This is a genomic window from Bradyrhizobium sp. LA6.1 (genome assembly GCF_040547805.1).
GTDB classification, from domain to species: domain Bacteria; phylum Pseudomonadota; class Alphaproteobacteria; order Rhizobiales; family Xanthobacteraceae; genus Bradyrhizobium; species Bradyrhizobium barranii.
Genome location: NZ_JBEPQK010000020.1, coordinates 152,439 through 170,180 on the forward strand (window position 1 = coordinate 152,439; position 17,742 = coordinate 170,180).

Sequence of the window (17,742 nt, forward strand, 5' to 3'; positions counted from 1 at the left end):
CGAGGCCGCATCGCGGTCATTTCTTGAGGATTTTTTTCCGTGACCGCATTTTGCCGTCCTGCACCATGGCTGGCGCTTGTCCTGACACTGGCCGCCTCTCCGGCGCTCGCCGCATCCGGCCCGCCGCCGGACTACATCCTCACCAACAATGCCGGCCTCGCCTTCACCTCGCCCGATGGCGCCACCAGGATCGAGCAGTACATGAAGGACGGCGGGGATTGGGACGTTAAATGGCAGGTCTGGGCTCGCCGCGGCGAGCAGATGACGGAGCTGAAGCCCGAGCAGGGCTACGGGGCCGGCTTCCGCTTCACCGGCGACTCGCAATGGCTGGTGCGGATGCAGAAGACCGGCTCGGGCGAGCAGGACCTCTATCTCTACCATGTCGAGAAGGGCGCCTTCGCGAGCGCGACAAAGAAGCCGCTCAGCGATCTCGCCTGGGCCTATTTCTACGGCCGGCCGGAGACGAAGAGGTTCGCCAAGCTCGACTTCCACATCTCGGCCAATCTCATGGAGGGTACGGAAGAGGCCTATCGCTCGCTCGGCATGGACTGGCCCAACAACCGCTACCTCGTGATCTCGCTGTCGGGCGAATATGACAATCATCCCAGGAACGTCGCCATGAAGGGACTGGGCGGTTGGCATTGCCGCTATGATCTCGAGACCGGAAAGTTCGACGTGCCCGAGACGTTCGCCAAGAAGAATGCGGAAGCCTTGAGGTGGGAAATCCGCCGGTGATCCCCCGGAATCGCGTCAGCGTAAATCCAGCCTACGGAACTCTGGCCGATCGAGGGAAACCAACCCTCTGATGCCGTTCCGATTCACGTTTCCCTAACCCTTACTGGTAACGGGCTCTTGTCGGTTTTGCTGCATCTTGCATCCCACGGGAGGGCTGGATGGGCACATCAATCCGATGGACCACGCGCATGCGCGCGTTGCTCCGCCGTTGGCAGGGCGCGCCGCTGACGTGGCTGATCGCCGGCGGCTTCGTGCTGATGGTCGCGATGGCCATCGGCACCGCGCTCACCGTCGATCGTTTCCGGCAAAATGCAATCGAGAGCGGCCGCGACAGCCTGGAAAACTCCGTGCGCATGCTCGCCCGGCATTTCGACCGCGAATTCACCGACTTTGCGGTGCTCCAGAAGAGCGTCATCGCCGAGCTTGAAAGTCACGGCATCGCATCCGCCGATCTCTTCCGCAGCGAGATGGCCACGCTGGCCATGCACGAGGTGCTGCGCGCCAAAGCCAGCGGCTGGTCCGACGTTGCCGGCGCCAACGTGTTCGATTCCAACGGCGTGCTGATCAACTCGTCGCGGCGCTGGCCGGTCGCCGAAATTTCGGTCGCCGACCGCGGCTACTTCAATCGCCTCAGGAACGATCCGGCCTCGCAGGAAGAGATCGAAGTCGTGCCCGGCCGGCTCGGCAACGGAGCTGCGATCGTATTCGCGCGACGTGTCTCCGGTCCCCACGGCGAATTCCTCGGCATGGTGTCGCGGGCTATTTCGCCGGAGCAGCTCGAATCCTTCTTCGCCTCGGCCGGGCTCGGCGAGGAATCCTCGATCGCGATGCACCACCAGAATGGCCAGCTGCTCGCGCGCGTTCCGCATGTCGACGCGATGATCGGACAGAATTTTCGCAACGGCACGCACGAGCAGATGGCGGTGTTCGAGCGCACCTTCGTCACGACGCAGCTCGCCAGCCCGATCGACGGCAAGGACCGCATCGTCGCCGCGCGCCTCCTGACCGGCGAGCCGCTGGTCGTAGTCGCGACCAAATCGCTGGACGCGACGCTGGCGACCTGGCGGACGCAGACAAAATTCTTCGTCGCCGTCGCCGTGCTGTCGATCGGCCTGCTCGTGCTCACGCTGTTCCTGATCTTCCGCCAGATGACTCGCAGGCTCGCCGCGGAGAAGCAGCAACTCGACACCGCGATGAACACCATGACGCAAGGCCTGTTGATGTTCGACCAGGACGAGCGGCTGATCGTCTGCAACCGGCGCTACATCGAGATGTACGGACTGTCGGCCGACGTGGTGAAGCCCGGCGCCTATTTCCGCGACGTGATCCAGCATCGCCATGACACCGGCTCGTTCCACGGTGACGTCGCGTCCTATTGCGACGACATTCTGAGCAATACCGGGCGAACCCAGAGCGCCGTCGTCGAGACCGCGGACGGCCGCCTGATCGAGATCAAGAACCAGCCCGGTGCCGCCGGCGGCTGGCTCGCGACCCACGACGACGTCACCGAACGCATCCGCGCCGACGAGCGCATCGCGCATATGGCGCATTACGACGCGCTGACCGACTTGCCCAACCGCGTGCTGATGCGCGGCCATCTGGAGCGCCGCATCGCGGAGCTTGCCCAGGGCCAGCCGTTCGCGATCCTCTACATCGACGTCGACGAATTCAAGGGCGTCAACGATTCGCTCGGCCACGAGGTCGGCGACGAGCTGCTCCGCCAGGTCGCCAACCGCCTGCGCGCCTGCGTCAGCGGCAACGACCTCGTTGCGCGCCTGGGCGGTGACGAATTCGCCATCGTCAAGGCCGGCACCAGCGACCGGGCCGAGCTGACGGCGCTGGCGGAAAATATCCTGAAAGCGCTGCGTACGCCCGTGGACTGCAAGGGCCAGGAGATCCCGACCGATGCCAGCATCGGCATCGCGATCGCGCCCGATCACGGCGACAATCTCGACGATCTGCTCAAGCGCGCCGATCTCGCGATGTATGCCGCGAAGTCCGAGGGCCGCCGCACCTTCCGCCTCTTCGTGCCCGAATACGACGCCAAGGCGCGGCTGCGCCGCCAGCTCGAGCTCGACCTGCGCCAGGCCCTCGCCCGCGGCGAGTTCGAGGTGCATTACCAGCCGCTGGTCGATCTCGCGGCCAATGTGGTCAACGGCTGCGAAGCGCTGCTGCGCTGGCGCCATCCCGAGCGCGGCATGATCTCGCCCGCCGACTTCATTCCGGTCGCGGAAGAGACCGGACTGATCGGCGAGATCGGCGAATGGGTGCTGAAGCAGGCCTGCACCGAGGCCGCGAGCTGGCCCGGCGACATCCACATCGCGGTCAACGTCTCGCCGGTGCAGTTCCGCGCCAGGACGCTGGCGCTCAAGGTTGCCGCCGCGCTCGCGGAGTCAGGACTTGCGCCCGGACGGCTCGAGCTCGAGGTCACTGAGACCGTGCTCATTCGCGACGACGAGGAGGCGCTGACGATTCTCCAGCAGCTGCGCGAGCTCGGCGTGCGCATCGCGCTCGACGATTTCGGCACCGGCTATTCGTCGCTGAGCTATCTGCACCGCTTCCCGTTCGACAAGATCAAGATCGACCGCAGCTTCATCAGCGACATCGGCCAGTCCGAGGATTCCTCTCCGATCGTGCAGGCGGTGGTGCACATGGCGGCCGCCCGCCACATGGCGACAACGGCCGAAGGCGTCGAGACCGAAGCCCAGCGCGAGGTGCTGCGGCAGCTCGGATGCAGCCAGATGCAGGGCTGGCTGTTCAGCCCCGCCGTGCCGGCGGCGAAGCTGAGGCAGCTGTTGTCGGCGCAGGCGGTGGCGGCTTAGCGCGGCCAGTCACCCCATCCCTCGCCGACGCCTCGCTACTTCTTCTTCGCCGGTCCGAAATCCGGTTGCCAGGCGGCTTCCTTGCGGCTCGGCGCCGCCGCGATCACCTTGGATTTTTCCTTCTTCGGCTTCTTGGTTTCGCGATTACCGCGTTGCTGGCCCTTTGCCATGTCGCTCTCCGTTGGTTCGAGCTCGTCGAGCTCATCCGATTGCAGCAGCCGTCCACGAGGGGTGCAGACCCTGACGTCCATGTAGCCTTCGCGCAGCAGTTTTCGAGCGAGGCGCAGCGCGAACGTCGCCTTGCCGCGACCGAGATTGGAGCTGCCGTATTCGTTGGTCCCGCTGACCAGATACGGCACAATTGTTGCCCTAGCCATTGAAGATGGCGGCCGCGCCGACGAGAAGTAGAAGAAACCGCGGAACCATCACCGGCGGCACGATCCGATCCGCGATGCGAACGCACGCCATCGAACGCTCCTGCGAAGCCTTCGGCGGGAGCACACGTGCCCCTCAGTCACCGGTCGAAGCCGTTGAGACGTGCGGTGATGGCAACGACCCTACGCCCGCACCGAGCCAATAGCGAGGGTTAAAATGCTGCGGAAACAATGGCTGCTGTGACATCGTCGCTTGCCGGCCCGGCGACGATAGTACTGGCTATTGCCGCGGCGAGCGCGCATGGTCGTGACGGCCGGCACCGGTTGGGGCTTCACTTGCGAAAGGCAGGCGTGCATGACCATCCGCTCGCGGCGTGAAACCGTCACCTTCAGGCATCCGTTCCGCATCCGCGGCGTCGAGCGCATGTTGCCAGCCGGCGCCTATGAGGTCGTCACTGACGAGGAGGCGATCGAGGGCCTGACCTTCGCGGCCTATCGCCGCGTTGCCACGATGATCACCGTGCCCGCCGAAGGCCCCCGCGGCGCCATGGAGATGCTGTCGATCGGCTCGGTTGATCTTGCGAACGCGCAGGCCGCAGACGCGAGCGTGGCGAATGACTGACCGCACCGTCGATCTCGACAAGCACCGCGGCATGGCTGCGCAGAAGGCGACCGACCTGCGCCGCGCGCTGGCGGAGGTCGAGGCCAATGTCAGGGAGCTGCGCGAGCGCGAGGCCGATCTGGAGAACCGCATGATGACGGTGCCCGCCACGTCCTGGCCGGAAGCGGCGGTGAAGGCGCGCCATCTGCTCAACCTCTATGCTGCGAGCCTGCCCGCCGAGGACACACGCCACCGCGCGCTGGTGGCGGCGCTGCTGGACGATTTCGTCCGGCTGTCGGGTGATGACTGAGGCAAACGACGACCGCCTGCAGTCTCGACGCGCGCCATGCTCCGGCCAACCGGGAATCGGGCGGCGATGATTTGAGGGACAATCATGCCAAGAAGCAATCAGGTGACGGAGTAAGCCATGACATTGACCAGCGGCCGCTTTATCGGCCACGAATACGATCGGATGATCGTCCGGTTCTCGATGCATGACGGCGCCAGGGAGATTCCTTGCGCAATCTCGACCTCGGCGATGGACTACCTCGAGCCCAGCCCACAGGTCAGGCCCGAGCAACGTGAGGCCCAGTTCACTCGCCTGCGGGATCGCATCGAAGCACGCGCGGCGAGCAAATATCGGGCGACGGAGTTCGAAGGCACGCCGCCCGGCATCGTGCTGCGAGGCATCGACTTCAGGCTATAGGGACCCGGGCCTTGACATCCGGCAGGGGCGGCTTGCGCTCAAAAGGCTTCTTCTTCGGCGGCGCGGGCAGCAATCCTTCGCGGATTGCCTGCTTTCGCGCGAGCTTGCGGGCGCGTCGAACGGCCTCGGATTTCTCGCGAGTCTTTCTCTCCGAGGGCTTTTCGTAGGAACGCCGCTGTTTCATTTCGCGGAAGACGCCCTCGCGTTGCATCTTCTTCTTGAGAACACGGAGTGCCTGCTCGATATTGTTGTCTCTGACGAGTACCTGCAATCGATCCTCCTCCTCGCTTGGGGCTGCAAATGCGACACGCCCTGCATGGCAGCCAATTGCGCAGGAGCTTCATTGCGAATTTTGAGGATAGCGCTGCGACATTCGTCGCCAGCTTCGGACAAGTCGATGCGCTTGTCACAGCGATGCAACTTCGCGCTGGCACGTGACCACTCCAGTGCAGCCCTGTCAATCGATAAAGCCTTGGCTGCACCTCGACCGGATCGTGTGAAGCCTCTCGATCGAGGCGCCGGAGCTGCCTGGCTGAGCCAAATCGGCCTTGCCATCCTTGCAGAAAATCGAACGAGACATATATCGAGGGCGTTCGATCAACCGCTGTGCCTTGTTGAATGCGCCCGCGGGCACCTTTTCCAAAGACATCGACCGAGTTGAAGGCGTTCGCGCGATTGTCGCGCGCCAGCCCGTTCGATCCCCGGATTGAGCGGGTTTTGCCGGTTGCACAACGGAGTGAAGCATGAGCGCCAGGAAATCCGCCGAGCTGTCACCCGAAAGCATCGCGCGCTCCAATCGCAGGCGCCTCGCCGCCGAAGAGGGAGCACTTGCAATGGCAGACGTCGAAAGGCAGTCGATCGAGATTCGCAAGAACATGGCGCGGCTTCGAGAGGCACGCGAGGCCAAGCAAGCGGCCGACGCAGCCCTTCAGGCGACCTTGCCGGCGCCCACGGTCAGGAAGCGCGCGAGCAGAGCGGCGCGAAAGCCGTCTTCGACGCCGGCGACGGAGCAGCCATCGCTACCCGCGAACGGTTCATAGCCCCGGAGATCGGGCCTCAGGCGCGCGGGCTCACTTCGCCTGCTTTGCCGCCCGGATCTCGGCGAACTCGGCGTCGGGATGGGTGATGATGGTGGTGAACATGATGCCGCTGATGATGAGCGACCAAGCGGTGTTCCAATAGATCCAAAACACGTGCCAGCCTCCGGTTCGACCTCGTCCGCTTGCGGGATCAGCATAACGGCAAGGCGAGGCTGATGTTCCCGGCGCGAAATACAGCGCTATTTTTGTTTGGTCGGCGGCAGCGTGCGATCGGTTTGGCCGGTGTGGCGCTTTGCCACGACGTCCTCATCGCGCGGACCCTCGCGCGGGCGCGGCGGCGGCTTGGGCTGGCCTTTCTGGCCGCCATGCTTGCCACCCATGTCGGGCTTGCCTTCGAGGTCATTTTCACGCGGCATATGGGTCAATGCACTCCCGCGGCATTGGTTCGCAATGCCGATACGATGTTGTGCCTGTGAACGAGTTCATAGGATCGTCGCCGTTTGCAGTGCACGATCATGTGCGGGCCCCGGGGTTTCAAACAACGGATGGACTTGGCTTGATGCGGAAACGATTGGTCGCCTGGACCATTTTGACCTGCGCGCTGCTGGCGGTGGCCGTGTGGGGCCTGCTCGGGGCACCCAACACTGCGTCCGGCCCGCATCTGCCCTCCCGCAGCCAGACGGCCGCAGTGCGGTAGCCACCGCGCGACCGATACAATTTCGGCATCGATCGATCTTCAACCGGAACTTGGTACGGCGGCACGGCTCCCGCTATCCTCCGGACAAAACGACAAGGCCGCAACGCTGTAAGGAGGAGCCCCATGCCGAGACCGACACGCCGCATCGCGCCACGCGCTGCGATCGCCACCACCCTCGCCTTCCTCACCCTCGTTTCTGGAGTCCGCCCCGGCATGGCCGAGACCTTCGCCTATGTCGGCAACGCCGACAGCAACGACATCAGCGTGTTCAAGCTGGCCGAGAGCGGCGAGATGACACCGGTGCAGACCGCCGCCTTCACCGGCGTCGACAAGCCCGGCTCGTCGACACCGCTCGCGATCACACCCGACCACCGCGTGCTGATTGCCGGCGTGCGCTCGCAACCATTCCTCGCGGTGAGCTTTGCGATCGATCCCAAGACGGGCCAGCTCAGCCCTCTCGGCAATGGTCCGCTTGCCGACAGCATGGCGAACATCGCCGTCGACAGCACTGGCAAATTCCTGTTCAGCGCCTCCTATGGCGGCAACAAGGTCGCGCTGAATCCGCTCAGCCCGAACGGCGTCGCCGGCGAGCCGAAGCAGGTGATTCCGACCGGGCTGAATGCGCACGCCTTCCTGCCCTCGCCCGACAACCGCTTCGTGTTCGCGACCAATCTCGGTTCGGATCAGGTGCTGACCTTCGCGTTCGATGCAGTCGCGGGCACACTGACGCCGAGCGATCCGCCGGTGACCAAGGTGCCGGAGAAATCGGGACCGCGGCACTTCGTCTTCCATCCCAACGGCAAGTTCGTCTATCTCATCCATGAACTGAACGGCGACGTCGCGGCGTTCAGCTATGAGGCCAAGAGCGGCGCATGGGACGAGATCCAGCGCACCACCGCGCTGCCGGAAGGCTTTACTGGCAAGCCCTGGGCCGCCGACATCCACATCACCCCGGACGGCCGCTTCCTCTACGCCTCCGAGCGCACCACCAACACGCTCGCCGGCTACAAGGTCGACGCAACAAGCGGCAAGCTGACCACGATCGGCAGCGTGCCGACGGAGAAGCAGCCGCGCGGCTTCCATATCGATCCGTCGGGGCGTTACCTCGCCGCGGTCGGTGAGCTCTCCGACAGCATGACGGTCTATGCGATCGACCAGAGCAGCGGCGCGCTCGCCAAGCTGAAATCCTATCCCACCGGCAAGAAGCCGAACTGGGTGGAGTTTTTGAGTTTGCCGTGAGGGATCCAGTGCCTCCACAGCGTCATGGCCGGGCTTGACCCGGCCATCCACGCCTTGCCCGCGGTGCGAAGAACGTGGATGCCCGGGACAAGCCCGGGCATGACGAGTTTGTCGGGCGGCAACCACCGGCGAACCTCTTCGCTTATGCAGCGACTAAATCAACGGGCGGCATCGCGCCGCCTGCGCTGCGGCATTTCTCATCCGGTCAGCCCATGGCCCGCTGCTGCCGCTTCTGCTATCGATTGAAGCCTTCTTGCGGCCAACCGGAATGACCGATGCGTCCATTGCCTGCGCGTTCCTTTCCTAAAAAACTCGTTGCTCTCGCCGGACTGGTTCTGCTGTCCGCCCAGCCCGCGCGCGCCGCCGATGACGACGCGCCCAAGGGGCCCGCGGTCACGGTGCTGAAGGTCGCAAAATCCTGCTTCTCCGACATCGTCGAGGCCACCGGCACGATCATCGCGCGCGAGGAGACCTCCGTGCGGCCGGAACGTCCCGGCCTGAAGGTCACGGACGTGCTGGCGGAAGCCGGCGACACCACCACGGCCGGCCAGGTGCTGGCACGGCTGGCGCTGCCCGAAGGCGGCACGCTTCAGGTCACCGCCCCCGTGGCGGGCGTGATCGCGACGTCGACCGCGCAGATCGGCAACCTCGCCTCGGCCAAGGGCGAGGCGCTGTTCACGATCGTGGCGCGCAGCGAATATGATCTGGTCGGCCTGGTCGCGACCACCGATATTCGGAAGCTCGCGGTCGGCCAGCAGGCGACGGTGCGCATTGCCGGCGCGGGCGATCTCGACGGCAAGGTGCGCCGCATCGGACCGACCGTCGAGCCGAACATCCAGCAGGGAATGGTCTATATCGGCATCTCCTCGCAGAAGCGGCTGCTGCTGAACGCGAGCGGGCGCGCGCTGATCAAGACCGGGCAGAGCTGCAACGTCGCGGTGCCGCTGACCTCGGTGCAGTATTCCACCGCCGGCACCGTGGTGCAGGTGATCCGCCGCAACCGCGTCGAGACCAAGCGGGTCGAGATCGGGCTGATGTCGGGCGGAAATATCGAGGTTCGCGATGGCCTCAACGAAGGCGATATCGTCGTCGCCCGCGCCGGCGCGATCCTGCGCGAAGGCGATCCGGTGCGTCCGGTGATGGCCACGGAAGCCGCGAAGTAAGTCTCGCCTCAACCGTCATTGCGAGCGAAGCGAGCAATCCAGAATCTTTCTGCGGAGAGACCCTGGATTGCTTCGCTGCGCTCGCAATGACGATGTGGGGGCAGAGGTCCGTTACACACGCATACCGTAGGGCGGGCAAAGCGACTTGTCCGCCGTAGCTCGGCGAGCGAAGGCGGAAGCGTGCCCACGTCTTCTGTCGAAATCTCGGAAAGATGGTGGGCACGGCGCTTTGCGCCTTTGCCCATCCTACAATTTACGGCTAGCCGCCGGCGGCTTCGCCGAAATGGACGTCCTCGAGCAGCGAGGAGGAGATGGTCGGGACCTGGTCGCCTTCGGAGGCGCGGGAGATGGCGACGCGGGTCTTGTTGAAGACGCTTTCGGCGCTGCCCTGCGCATTGAGGTTGGTGAGGAACTCGCCGACCAGCACGCTGTACTCGCCCTTGCCGTCGTCGACGACCTTGCCGGGCGAAGCCGAGGAAAGGATCAACGCGTTGTCCGTCGCGCTGATCGGTGCAAGACCATGGCTGTAGGAGCGGAAGCGGCGCTCGTAGGGGTTACGGCGGGAGGCGTCGACGACGACGAGCTTGGCCTTCGCGCCCTGCTCCTTCATCATGTCGAGCACGCCGTCGATGGAGACACCCTGGCGGCGGACGTCGCTTTCCTTCCAGATCACGGCATCGACCGGCAGCATGTAGCTCTCGCGGCCGGCCTGCACGCCGTAGCCGCCGAAGAACAGCATGACGACGGTGTCGCGCTTGATCCGGGACTTCAGGCGGTTGACGGCGCGGACCATGTCGTCCTTGGTCGCGTCTTCCACCATATCGACGTCAAAGCCGTTCTTGCGGAGCGACGAGGACAGCGCGCGGGCGTCGTTGATCGACTGCGTCAGCGGCGCGCTGGCGTCGGGATAATGTCCATTGCCGATGACGAGGGCGAGGCGGGACGACTGGCCGATCGAGCCAGTGACCTCGTCGGTCGACACGGCCTTGGCGGCATCGATCGCGCGCATGTTGAGGGCAGCATGGGCGCCGATCACGAGCGACACCGTGCCGATGAGGGCTGCGGCCACCGCAATCGTGCGTCTGGAAAGCTCGAGCTGCCTTACATTCATCTCGGTTCGTTCCTGTGCCAAAGACCAGCCAAGCGCGCGCACAATGTTTGAGTAGCGCGATGGTGGCTTCAGGTTTGAGGGATTGGCCGGGGATGTGCCCCCGAACTGCGCGCAATTTGCGGCGCCGCACCAAACAAAGCCTTAACCGGATATCTCCTCCCCGGCAATAGATCGCCCAAAATTTGAGCTAAGTGACTGAAGATATTGGTTAATCCTCCGAGCAGAATTTGCACGTTTTTTCGTCGCGAGCCCCTTGTAACGGCCTTAGTCAAGCAGCTCCCGTGCCGGATTTTTCCGTGACCGCCATCACATTTGAATTTCCCGCGAATCCGGGTAGCTTTTTCAAAGACTTGGAGGGGGTGGCGCGCAGATGGGAGCGCGCCGGCCGGCCCCCGGCCAAAGCCCCGCGACCAGGTATTTCATGAGCTTTCATTATTTTGCCGGCGCCGCCTGCCGGGCGCTGACGGCGCGAAAAGACGGCCCCTCGCTTTACGACGTCTGCGATCCCGTATTGTCGGGCCCAGCCAGCGGCGATCCGCATCTGGCCAAGTTCTACAAGACCGCGCTCGGCAATCCCGCATTGCGGATCCTGCTCCGCCGCGCCGGGCTGCCCGAGTTGCGCGACGAGGCGAAGCTGACCCGGCTTCGCACGGCGCTGGTGCGGGCGCGCGACGATGCCGAGCCCGACTGGGCGGCGGTCGGCCAGCCCGTCGCCGATCTCGTCGACAGCATCGCGCTCGACCATCCAAAGCCGCCGCCGGCGATATTCACAGGCCTAGCGCCGCAACAAGCGCAGATCGACGGCGTGATCCGCGACTGCGCGCAGCATCTGCTCGGCTCGTACCGCAAGAACGGCTTCCTGCCGACCTATGCCGCCTTCAACCTGATCGGCGACCCCGATGTCCGTGGGCGCGAGCTGACCATGGCGCTGACGGGGCTGAACGCGCGCGGCTACAAGAACTCCTCGCTGCTGTTCAACCTCGCCCGCGTCTTCATCGCGCGCTCACAGGCAGCGGCCGTCGTCAATCCGCCCTGGAGCGGCATTGCCGAGCCGATGTGGGAGCCGGTGCAGATCCGACACCGCTCGGCCTATTACGACGCGTTCTTCATCGAGGCGCTGCTGAGCTATGTCGAGACCGGGCTCGCCTCGTCGGCCGACAAGATTGCATCCGAGCGTGCGATCGCCGACATGGTCGATTTCTGCGTCAACATCAGCCGCGAAGAGGTCGAGGGTATCGACGGCACACGCTTCAACGTCATCACCGCGCTCGCGCCGGCGCCGCATCCGCGCTTCTCCCGCTTCTTCGCCCAGATCAAGCAGGACCTCGGCTTCGGCGTCTACGTGCCGGATTGCGACACCACGGCGTGCTCGATCTCGGCAGCGACGCAAGCCGGCTGCACCGATCCGATCATCGACCAGCCGCTGCTTGACTTCTATTCGGGCTATCAGGTGCTCGCCGGCGTCAACGAACCGCGCGTGACCGTGCCGCTCAACGACAACATCGACTACGAGGGCGGCGTCGCGACCTGGATCGACAACCTCAAAGGCGAGCGGCCCTATGGCAACGATCTCGATCCGACGCTCAATCTCGACATTCTCGAGGTCAGCTTCCGCAACCTCGCGCGCTGGAAGATTTTGGAGACGCCGGCGCGGCTGGCGACCGTGCATCGCATCATCGGCTTCCAGAAGCGGCTCGCCGCCAGCGGTGCCTTCGCCAATCCGCGCTCGCACATCTATTATCTGCCCGAGCTCTACAGCGCCTATTTCGGCCGCTGCTATGCGGCCTTCCTGGCGCTGCCGCTGGCGGCGCAGGCCGTGATCGACCCCGACGGCGATTTCGATTTCATCCGCCATCGCGTGCTCTCCTACGTCAAGGGCGAGCTGATGGCCGCGGAGATGAACGTGTTCGACGCGGCGCTGGCACTGATCGCACTCGGCCATCTCGGCGCCGACCCGCGCGCCTTCGCGCCGGCGCTGAACGTGATCGTTGCGAGCCTCGGCGAAGGCGGTCGCCGCGGCCCGTTCCGCGCCTATGAATGGAACAAGATGAAGACGCCGACGCGGATTCTGGTCGGTGGTCCCGAGGTGACGTCGGCCTTCGTGCTGATGGGGCTGGCCGTGGCGAAGCGGGCGATGGCGCGGGGGTGAGGGTTCGCTCTTACCCTCCCCTGGAGGGGGAGGGTCGATCGCGCGCAGCGCGAGCGGGGTGGGGTGACGGTCTCTCCGCGACGAACAGTGCCCGAGTGGAGAGATCACCCCCCCGTCACGCAATCTCACTTCGCTCGATCGCGCCCCCGCCACAATGACGGGAAGTTGAAAGCTCAATCGTTGGGCAGGCGCTGGCCGGGCGGCCAAAAGCCGACCACAATTGCGACGTCTATCGAGATTTTCCTCACACGCGGACCGGCATGTTGCGAAAATTCCTGATTGCGCTGTCTTTGCTCGCCATCCCCTCGCTGGCCCAGGCCGCCGACATCACCGGCACCGCAAAGGTCCGCTCCGGCGATTCCGTCCTGATCGGGAACACGCGGGTCCGGCTCGGCGGCATCGACGCGCCCGCGGTCGACCAGCTCTGCCTCAATACAAAAACCGAGCGCTGGACCTGCGGCATCGCGGCGCGCGACGAGCTCGCCAAATACACCGAGGGCAAGAACTGGGTCTGCCACGCCCGCGCGATCGACCGGCGCGGCCGCACCGTGGCGCGCTGCGAGGTCGGCGGCGAGGACATCCAGAAATGGCTGGTGCGCAGCGGCTGGGCACTCGCCTACACCCGCGTCTCTCACGACTACGAACCCGACGAGGCCGCCGCGCGCGAGGCAAAGGCCGGCATGTGGCAGGGCGCCTTCATCGCGCCGTGGGACTGGCGCGTCCGCAACAAGAAGACCACCATCCTGGGCGCGACCAAGCCGCCCGAGGGCGCGCATGCGGTGCTGCTCGCCTCGGCCTCCGGGCCGGTCGCGCCCTCGCCGGACTGCACCATCAAGGGCAACGTCAACACCGCCGGCGAGTGCATCTATCACCAGCCGACCAGCCGCTGGTACACCCAGATCAAGATGAAGATCAGCAAGGGCACCCGCTGGTTCTGCTCGGTGGAAGAGGCCGAAGCCGCCGGCTGCCGCGAGACCAAGAGATGAGTGCATGGTCCGGAAAAGTGTGAGGCGGTTTTCCGACAAGACCATGCTCGAAACAAAAACCACCCCAGACCTGCGTTTTGCGTGCTTTTCTTGGGCTTCCACGGCGCGTAGAACGTGAGTCAGCGACCCACCAGCCTGTTCTCAAGCAACAAGGACCAACAGCAATGACCGTTCGCGCGGGCCGGGAATTTCTGGCCATCCCCGGGCCCACCACGATGCCCGACGAGGTGCTGCAGGCGATGCATCGTCCGGCGATCGACATCTACTCCAAAGAGATGCACGAGCTGACCGATACGCTTCTCGCGGACATCTCGAAGCTGTTCGCGACCAAGGGCAAGTCCTACATCTACATCGCCAACGGCCATGGCGCCTGGGAAGCCGCGCTGAGCAACGTGCTGTCGCGCGGCGACAAGGTGCTGGTGCTGGAGAGCGGGCGCTTCGCGATCGGCTGGGGCAACGCCGCCGCCCTGATGGGCGCCGAGGTCGAGGTGCTCAAGGGCGACTGGCGCCGCGCGGTGCGGCCGCACGAGGTCGAAGAGCGCCTGCGCCGCGACAAGGAGCACACCATCAAGGCCGTCGTCGTCGTCCAGGTCGACACGGCCTCGGGCGTGCAGAACGACATCGAGGCGATCGGCAAGGCGATCAAGGCGAGCGGCCATCCCGCGCTGTATATGGTGGACACTGTCGCCTCGCTCGGCTGCATGCCGTTCGAGATGGACAAATGGGGCATCGACGTCGCGATGTCCGGCTCGCAGAAGGGCCTGATGACGCCGCCCGGCCTCGGCTTCGTCGCAGCGAACGCGCGCGCACTCGAGGTGCAGAAGAAGGCCAACATGTCGACGCCCTATTGGAGCTGGAGCGAGCGCGAGGGCAGCGAGAATTATCGCAAATATGCCGGCACCGCGCCGGTGCATCTGTTGTTCGCGCTGCGCAAGGCGATCGACCTGCTGCACGAGGAAGGGCTGGAAAACGCGTTCCGCCGCCACAGCCTGCTCGGCGAAGCCGCGCGCCGCGCCGTCTCCGCCTGGTCGGAAGGCCAGGTGCTCGGCTTCAACGTCGCGGAGGCGAGCGAGCGCTCCAACACCGTGACTACGGTGACCATGAGCAATGGCCATGACCCCGCGCTGCTGCAGCGCTATTGCAAGGACAAGTGCGGCGTCGTGCTGGGCACCGGCATCGGCGATCTCTCGGGACAAGCCTTCCGTATCGCCCATATGGGCCACGTCAATGCGCCGATGCTGCTCGGCACGTTGGGGGTGGTCGAGATCGGGCTGAATGCGCTGAAGATCCCGCACGGCAAGGGCGGGCTGGAAGCCGCGGTCGCGTATCTCGGCGAGCAGGTGGCGGTGTAGACGCGCTTTCTTCCTTCTCCCCTTGTGGGAGAAGGTGGCGTAGGCGGCCTTCGGCCGCCGTTCTTAGGAACGCCGAAGCGAAGCTTCGGCTATGGCGCCGGATGAGGGGTTTCTCTCCGCAAACTTCACTGCGAGAGTTGTACGCGCGGATAGATACCCCTCACCCGTCTCGCCGCTACGCGGCGAGCCACCCTCTCCCACAGGGGGAGAGGGGAAGTTCAGCGCGCGACTCGATACGCTTCGACTTGAACCTTCAGCGCATCCAGCGACGCGAGCGGCGCCTCGGGATCGACGCGGTACTCTCCACGCGCCAGCCAGTTCAGCACCTTCGCATCCACCGCCGGCGAATGGTGGATGACGTCGCTGTAGTTATCGAGATCGTGCGTCACGTCCCTGATCGCGCGGAAATCGTACAGACGCACATTTGGAAGCTGCGTCAGCCGCTCGGCGATGCGCGCGGTGAGGTCGGTGACGATCTTCAGCGTCGCAGGCGAGGCATCGCGCATCGCGACGAATTGCAGGATCGAATAGGGCGGCAAGTAGATGTCGAAGGTCACGTCCGGATGACGCGCGATCAACCCGACGGCGTCGCGCTCGAAATGCCGGAGCATGGCGTCGTAGCCGTAGCCTTCGCCGAGGAAGCGGCTGCGCACGGGGCTCGTGATGTAGGCGAACGAGGCAAGCGTCTTGTTCGCATTGTAGTCACGCGCAATGTCGAAATCGCGCGGCAGCGCGTAGATGTCGTCGACGTCGGAGAGCGCGAACTTGACGGGGAGAAACGGCGCCGCCCGCGTCAGCTTCTGTTGCAGCGGCGGGATCGACCGCAGCAGCGCGAACAGGGATTCCTTCGCCATCGCGGCGCTGAACAGATAGGACGCGATGCCCTTCGTTGTCTGGCGATAGAGATCGACGGACAGAAACGGATCGGCCTCGATATCCGCCGCATCGACAAAGATGAAATCGTCCATCGCCCAGATCACGCGCCGGGCGCCACACTCGATCGCCCGCTCCAGCACAAAGCCCTGCTGGCGCGAATTGGACCCGGTCATCGCCAGCTTGAGCGAGTGGACGCCGAGCGCGCGATCGATGTCGCTCTGGCGGAAATGGATCGCGAGCGAGGTGCCCATGAAGGCGGTGTCGAACGACTGGCTGCGGATCAGCCCGGCATTCTGCACGCGCGTGTCGTCGGAATAGAAGGCGGTGAGACGCGAGGGGCGGAACAGTTGCAGGGGATCGACGAGATAGGTGAGCACCGCCGCGCCCAGCACGCAGGCGATGCTGGCGAGCAGAAGACGTCTCAGATGTGTGAAATTGCCTCGCATCAGAACCGGAAATAGATGAATTCGCTGTGGCTCTGGATGCCGAGAATCCCGAGAGCGAGCACCAGCGACGCGCCGTAGAGAAACAGCGGCCGCATCCGCCCTGCCGGCAGGGCCTCGCCGACCCTGCGATTGTCGTGATCGTATCCCATGATCGCTTGCGTGTTCGGCGCCAGCCACACCAGCGCGGCGTAGATCGACACCAGAACCAATGCGGCGATCTCCTCGCGGCCGAGGACGATATTCGACGGATCGGCCATCGCGTGGAGGACACGCAGCGCCCAAGTAACGCTCTCGGCGCGGAAGAAAACCCAGGCCACGACGACGGCGAGGAACGTCAGCACGGCTCCGACGATGCGGACCGGGCGCACGAGCAACGTCGGGACGTTGGGCACCAGCGCGTTGAAGGCATGATTGACGCAGAGATATGCGCCATGCAGCGCGCCCCAGGCGACAAAAGTCCAGGCCGCGCCGTGCCAGAGCCCACCGAGCAGCATCGTGATCATCAGATTGACATAGCGCAGCACACGGCCGCGGCGGTTGCCGCCGAGCGAGATGTAGAGATAGTCGCGCAGGAACTGCGACAAGGTCATGTGCCAGCGGCGCCAGAACTCGACGATGCTGGTGGCCTTGTAGGGTGAGTTGAAATTCACCGGCAGGAAGATGCCGAACATCAGCGATATCCCGATCGCCATGTCGGAGTAGCCGGAGAAGTCGAAATAGAGCTGGAACGTGTAGGCCAGCGCGCCGAGCCAGGCCTGATCAAAGCTCGGCGAGCGCGCCTCGAAGGCGAGCGCCACCAGCGGCTGGATGCCGTCGGCAAGGCAGGTCTTCTTGAACAGGCCGATGGCGAAGATGATGATGCCACACAGCATCAGATGCGCATGCGGGTGTTTCGACTCCTTCTGCTCGAATTGCGGGATCATATCCTTGTGGTGGAGGATCGGCCCCGCGATCAGATGCGGGAAATAGGTCACGAACAGCGCATAGTGCGGCAAGGCGTAACGCGCGACTTGGCCACGATACGCATCCACCAGGAACGCGATCTGGGTAAAGGTGTAGAAGGAGATGCCGACCGGCAGCAGGATGTCGACCGCGACATGCGTACCGGCCAGCGCATTGAAATTCTCGGTGACGAAGCCGGCATATTTGAAGATGCCGAGCACGAGGAGGTCGCCGACGACGCCAAGTGCGAGCGCCGCCTTTCGTTGCATTGGGATGAGCTCCGCCGCGATCAGGAGATGGCCGACGCCGTAATTGAAGGCGATCGAGATCAGCAGCAGGGCCACGAACTGCCAGCTGCCGATGGCGTAGAAGGCGAGCGAGGCCAGCGCCAGCCAGATCACCGGCGCCAGATTGCTGCGCCGCCCCAGCCAGAAATAGCCGGCCAGCGCGACCGGCAGGAACAGCAGGATGAACGGGTAGGAATTGAACAGCATCAGGCTGGA

19 protein-coding genes are annotated in these 17,742 nt (G+C 64.6%); 13 read left to right on the forward strand and 6 right to left on the reverse strand.

Annotated elements, in window-relative coordinates; genetic code table 11:
• Positions 1-39: 39 nt before the first annotated feature.
• The gene (locus ABIB99_RS36150; RefSeq protein ID WP_354180292.1) at positions 40-735 is read left to right on the forward strand and encodes a hypothetical protein; all 696 of its coding nucleotides are present in this window, start codon (positions 40-42) and stop codon (positions 733-735) included.
• Between the two features lie 158 nt (positions 736-893).
• Positions 894-3,557 carry a bifunctional diguanylate cyclase/phosphodiesterase gene (locus tag ABIB99_RS36155; RefSeq protein ID WP_354180294.1) on the forward strand — a complete coding sequence of 888 codons (2,664 nt, stop codon included), beginning with the start codon at positions 894-896 and terminating at the stop codon, positions 3,555-3,557.
• A gap of 35 nt (positions 3,558-3,592) precedes the next feature.
• On the opposite strand, the gene ABIB99_RS36160 is transcribed toward ABIB99_RS36155, so the two are convergent.
• The gene (locus tag ABIB99_RS36160; RefSeq protein ID WP_049807642.1) at positions 3,593-3,916 is read right to left on the reverse strand and encodes a hypothetical protein; all 324 of its coding nucleotides are present in this window, start codon (positions 3,914-3,916) and stop codon (positions 3,593-3,595) included.
• 370 nt (positions 3,917-4,286) lie between these two features.
• Here ABIB99_RS36160 and ABIB99_RS36165 point away from each other — a divergent pair, with 370 nt between their 5' ends.
• The 3 genes from ABIB99_RS36165 to ABIB99_RS36175 all read left to right on the forward strand — a co-directional run bounded on the left by ABIB99_RS36165 (position 4,287) and on the right by ABIB99_RS36175 (position 5,238).
• On the forward strand, positions 4,287-4,553 hold the full coding sequence (locus ABIB99_RS36165) for a hypothetical protein (protein WP_166346517.1): 267 nt from the start codon (positions 4,287-4,289) through the stop codon (positions 4,551-4,553).
• Positions 4,546-4,842, forward strand: a complete 297-nt coding sequence (locus ABIB99_RS36170) for a hypothetical protein (RefSeq protein WP_028149307.1) — start codon at positions 4,546-4,548, stop codon at positions 4,840-4,842. Before ABIB99_RS36165 ends, ABIB99_RS36170 begins: the two co-directional genes overlap by 8 nt.
• 117 nt (positions 4,843-4,959) lie before the next feature.
• On the forward strand, positions 4,960-5,238 hold the full coding sequence (locus ABIB99_RS36175; RefSeq protein ID WP_028149308.1) for a DUF1488 family protein: 279 nt from the start codon (positions 4,960-4,962) through the stop codon (positions 5,236-5,238).
• Here the strand turns inward: ABIB99_RS36175 and rpsU are convergent.
• Positions 5,228-5,509 (reverse strand): 30S ribosomal protein S21, encoded by a 282-nt coding sequence (rpsU, locus tag ABIB99_RS36180; RefSeq protein ID WP_063980487.1) that lies wholly within the window; start codon positions 5,507-5,509, stop codon positions 5,228-5,230. The genes ABIB99_RS36175 and rpsU overlap by 11 nt on opposite strands.
• 472 nt (positions 5,510-5,981) lie before the next feature.
• On the opposite strand from rpsU, the gene ABIB99_RS36185 reads away from it, so the two are divergent.
• Complete coding sequence (locus ABIB99_RS36185) at positions 5,982-6,278, forward strand: transcriptional regulator (RefSeq protein ID WP_354180298.1); 297 nt, start codon at positions 5,982-5,984, stop codon at positions 6,276-6,278.
• A 30-nt stretch (positions 6,279-6,308) separates the two neighbouring features.
• Here ABIB99_RS36185 and ABIB99_RS36190 read toward each other — a convergent pair whose 3' ends face one another.
• On the reverse strand, positions 6,309-6,431 hold the full coding sequence (locus ABIB99_RS36190) for a hypothetical protein (RefSeq protein ID WP_354180300.1): 123 nt from the start codon (positions 6,429-6,431) through the stop codon (positions 6,309-6,311).
• 62 nt (positions 6,432-6,493) lie between these two features.
• Here ABIB99_RS36190 and ABIB99_RS36195 point away from each other — a divergent pair, with 62 nt between their 5' ends.
• The 4 genes from ABIB99_RS36195 (at position 6,494) to ABIB99_RS36210 (ending at position 9,377) form a co-directional block, all read left to right on the forward strand.
• On the forward strand, positions 6,494-6,754 hold the full coding sequence (locus tag ABIB99_RS36195; protein ID WP_354180302.1) for a hypothetical protein: 261 nt from the start codon (positions 6,494-6,496) through the stop codon (positions 6,752-6,754).
• 83 nt (positions 6,755-6,837) lie between these two features.
• A complete protein-coding gene (locus ABIB99_RS36200; protein ID WP_175627410.1) occupies positions 6,838-6,975 on the forward strand; it encodes a hypothetical protein in 138 nt (45 codons plus the stop codon).
• Between the two features lie 123 nt (positions 6,976-7,098).
• Positions 7,099-8,214, forward strand: coding sequence for a lactonase family protein (locus ABIB99_RS36205; RefSeq protein WP_354180304.1), 1,116 nt, complete (start codon positions 7,099-7,101; stop codon positions 8,212-8,214).
• 275 nt (positions 8,215-8,489) lie between these two features.
• Positions 8,490-9,377, forward strand: coding sequence for an efflux RND transporter periplasmic adaptor subunit (locus ABIB99_RS36210; RefSeq protein ID WP_028149312.1), 888 nt, complete (start codon positions 8,490-8,492; stop codon positions 9,375-9,377).
• A gap of 259 nt (positions 9,378-9,636) precedes the next feature.
• Here the strand turns inward: ABIB99_RS36210 and ABIB99_RS36215 are convergent, their stop codons facing one another.
• Positions 9,637-10,488: a caspase family protein gene (locus ABIB99_RS36215; protein WP_071916992.1), complete on the reverse strand. Its 852-nt coding sequence runs from the start codon at positions 10,486-10,488 to the stop codon at positions 9,637-9,639.
• A 421-nt stretch (positions 10,489-10,909) separates the two neighbouring features.
• On the opposite strand from ABIB99_RS36215, the gene ABIB99_RS36220 reads away from it, so the two are divergent.
• The 3 genes from ABIB99_RS36220 to ABIB99_RS36230 all read left to right on the forward strand — a co-directional run bounded on the left by ABIB99_RS36220 (position 10,910) and on the right by ABIB99_RS36230 (position 14,975).
• Positions 10,910-12,637: a hypothetical protein gene (locus ABIB99_RS36220; RefSeq protein WP_354180307.1), complete on the forward strand. Its 1,728-nt coding sequence runs from the start codon at positions 10,910-10,912 to the stop codon at positions 12,635-12,637.
• A 260-nt stretch (positions 12,638-12,897) separates the two neighbouring features.
• The gene (locus tag ABIB99_RS36225) at positions 12,898-13,623 is read left to right on the forward strand and encodes a thermonuclease family protein (protein WP_071908582.1); all 726 of its coding nucleotides are present in this window, start codon (positions 12,898-12,900) and stop codon (positions 13,621-13,623) included.
• Positions 13,624-13,787: 164 nt separating this feature from the next.
• Positions 13,788-14,975, forward strand: coding sequence for a pyridoxal-phosphate-dependent aminotransferase family protein (locus ABIB99_RS36230; protein WP_063980480.1), 1,188 nt, complete (start codon positions 13,788-13,790; stop codon positions 14,973-14,975).
• 218 nt (positions 14,976-15,193) lie between these two features.
• Here ABIB99_RS36230 and ABIB99_RS36235 read toward each other — a convergent pair whose 3' ends face one another.
• Positions 15,194-16,297, reverse strand: a complete 1,104-nt coding sequence (locus ABIB99_RS36235; RefSeq protein WP_354180310.1) for a hypothetical protein — start codon at positions 16,295-16,297, stop codon at positions 15,194-15,196.
• The gene (locus ABIB99_RS36240) at positions 16,297-17,733 is read right to left on the reverse strand and encodes an MBOAT family O-acyltransferase (RefSeq protein WP_354180312.1); all 1,437 of its coding nucleotides are present in this window, start codon (positions 17,731-17,733) and stop codon (positions 16,297-16,299) included. Before ABIB99_RS36240 ends, ABIB99_RS36235 begins: the two co-directional genes overlap by 1 nt.
• Positions 17,734-17,742 lie beyond the last annotated feature (9 nt).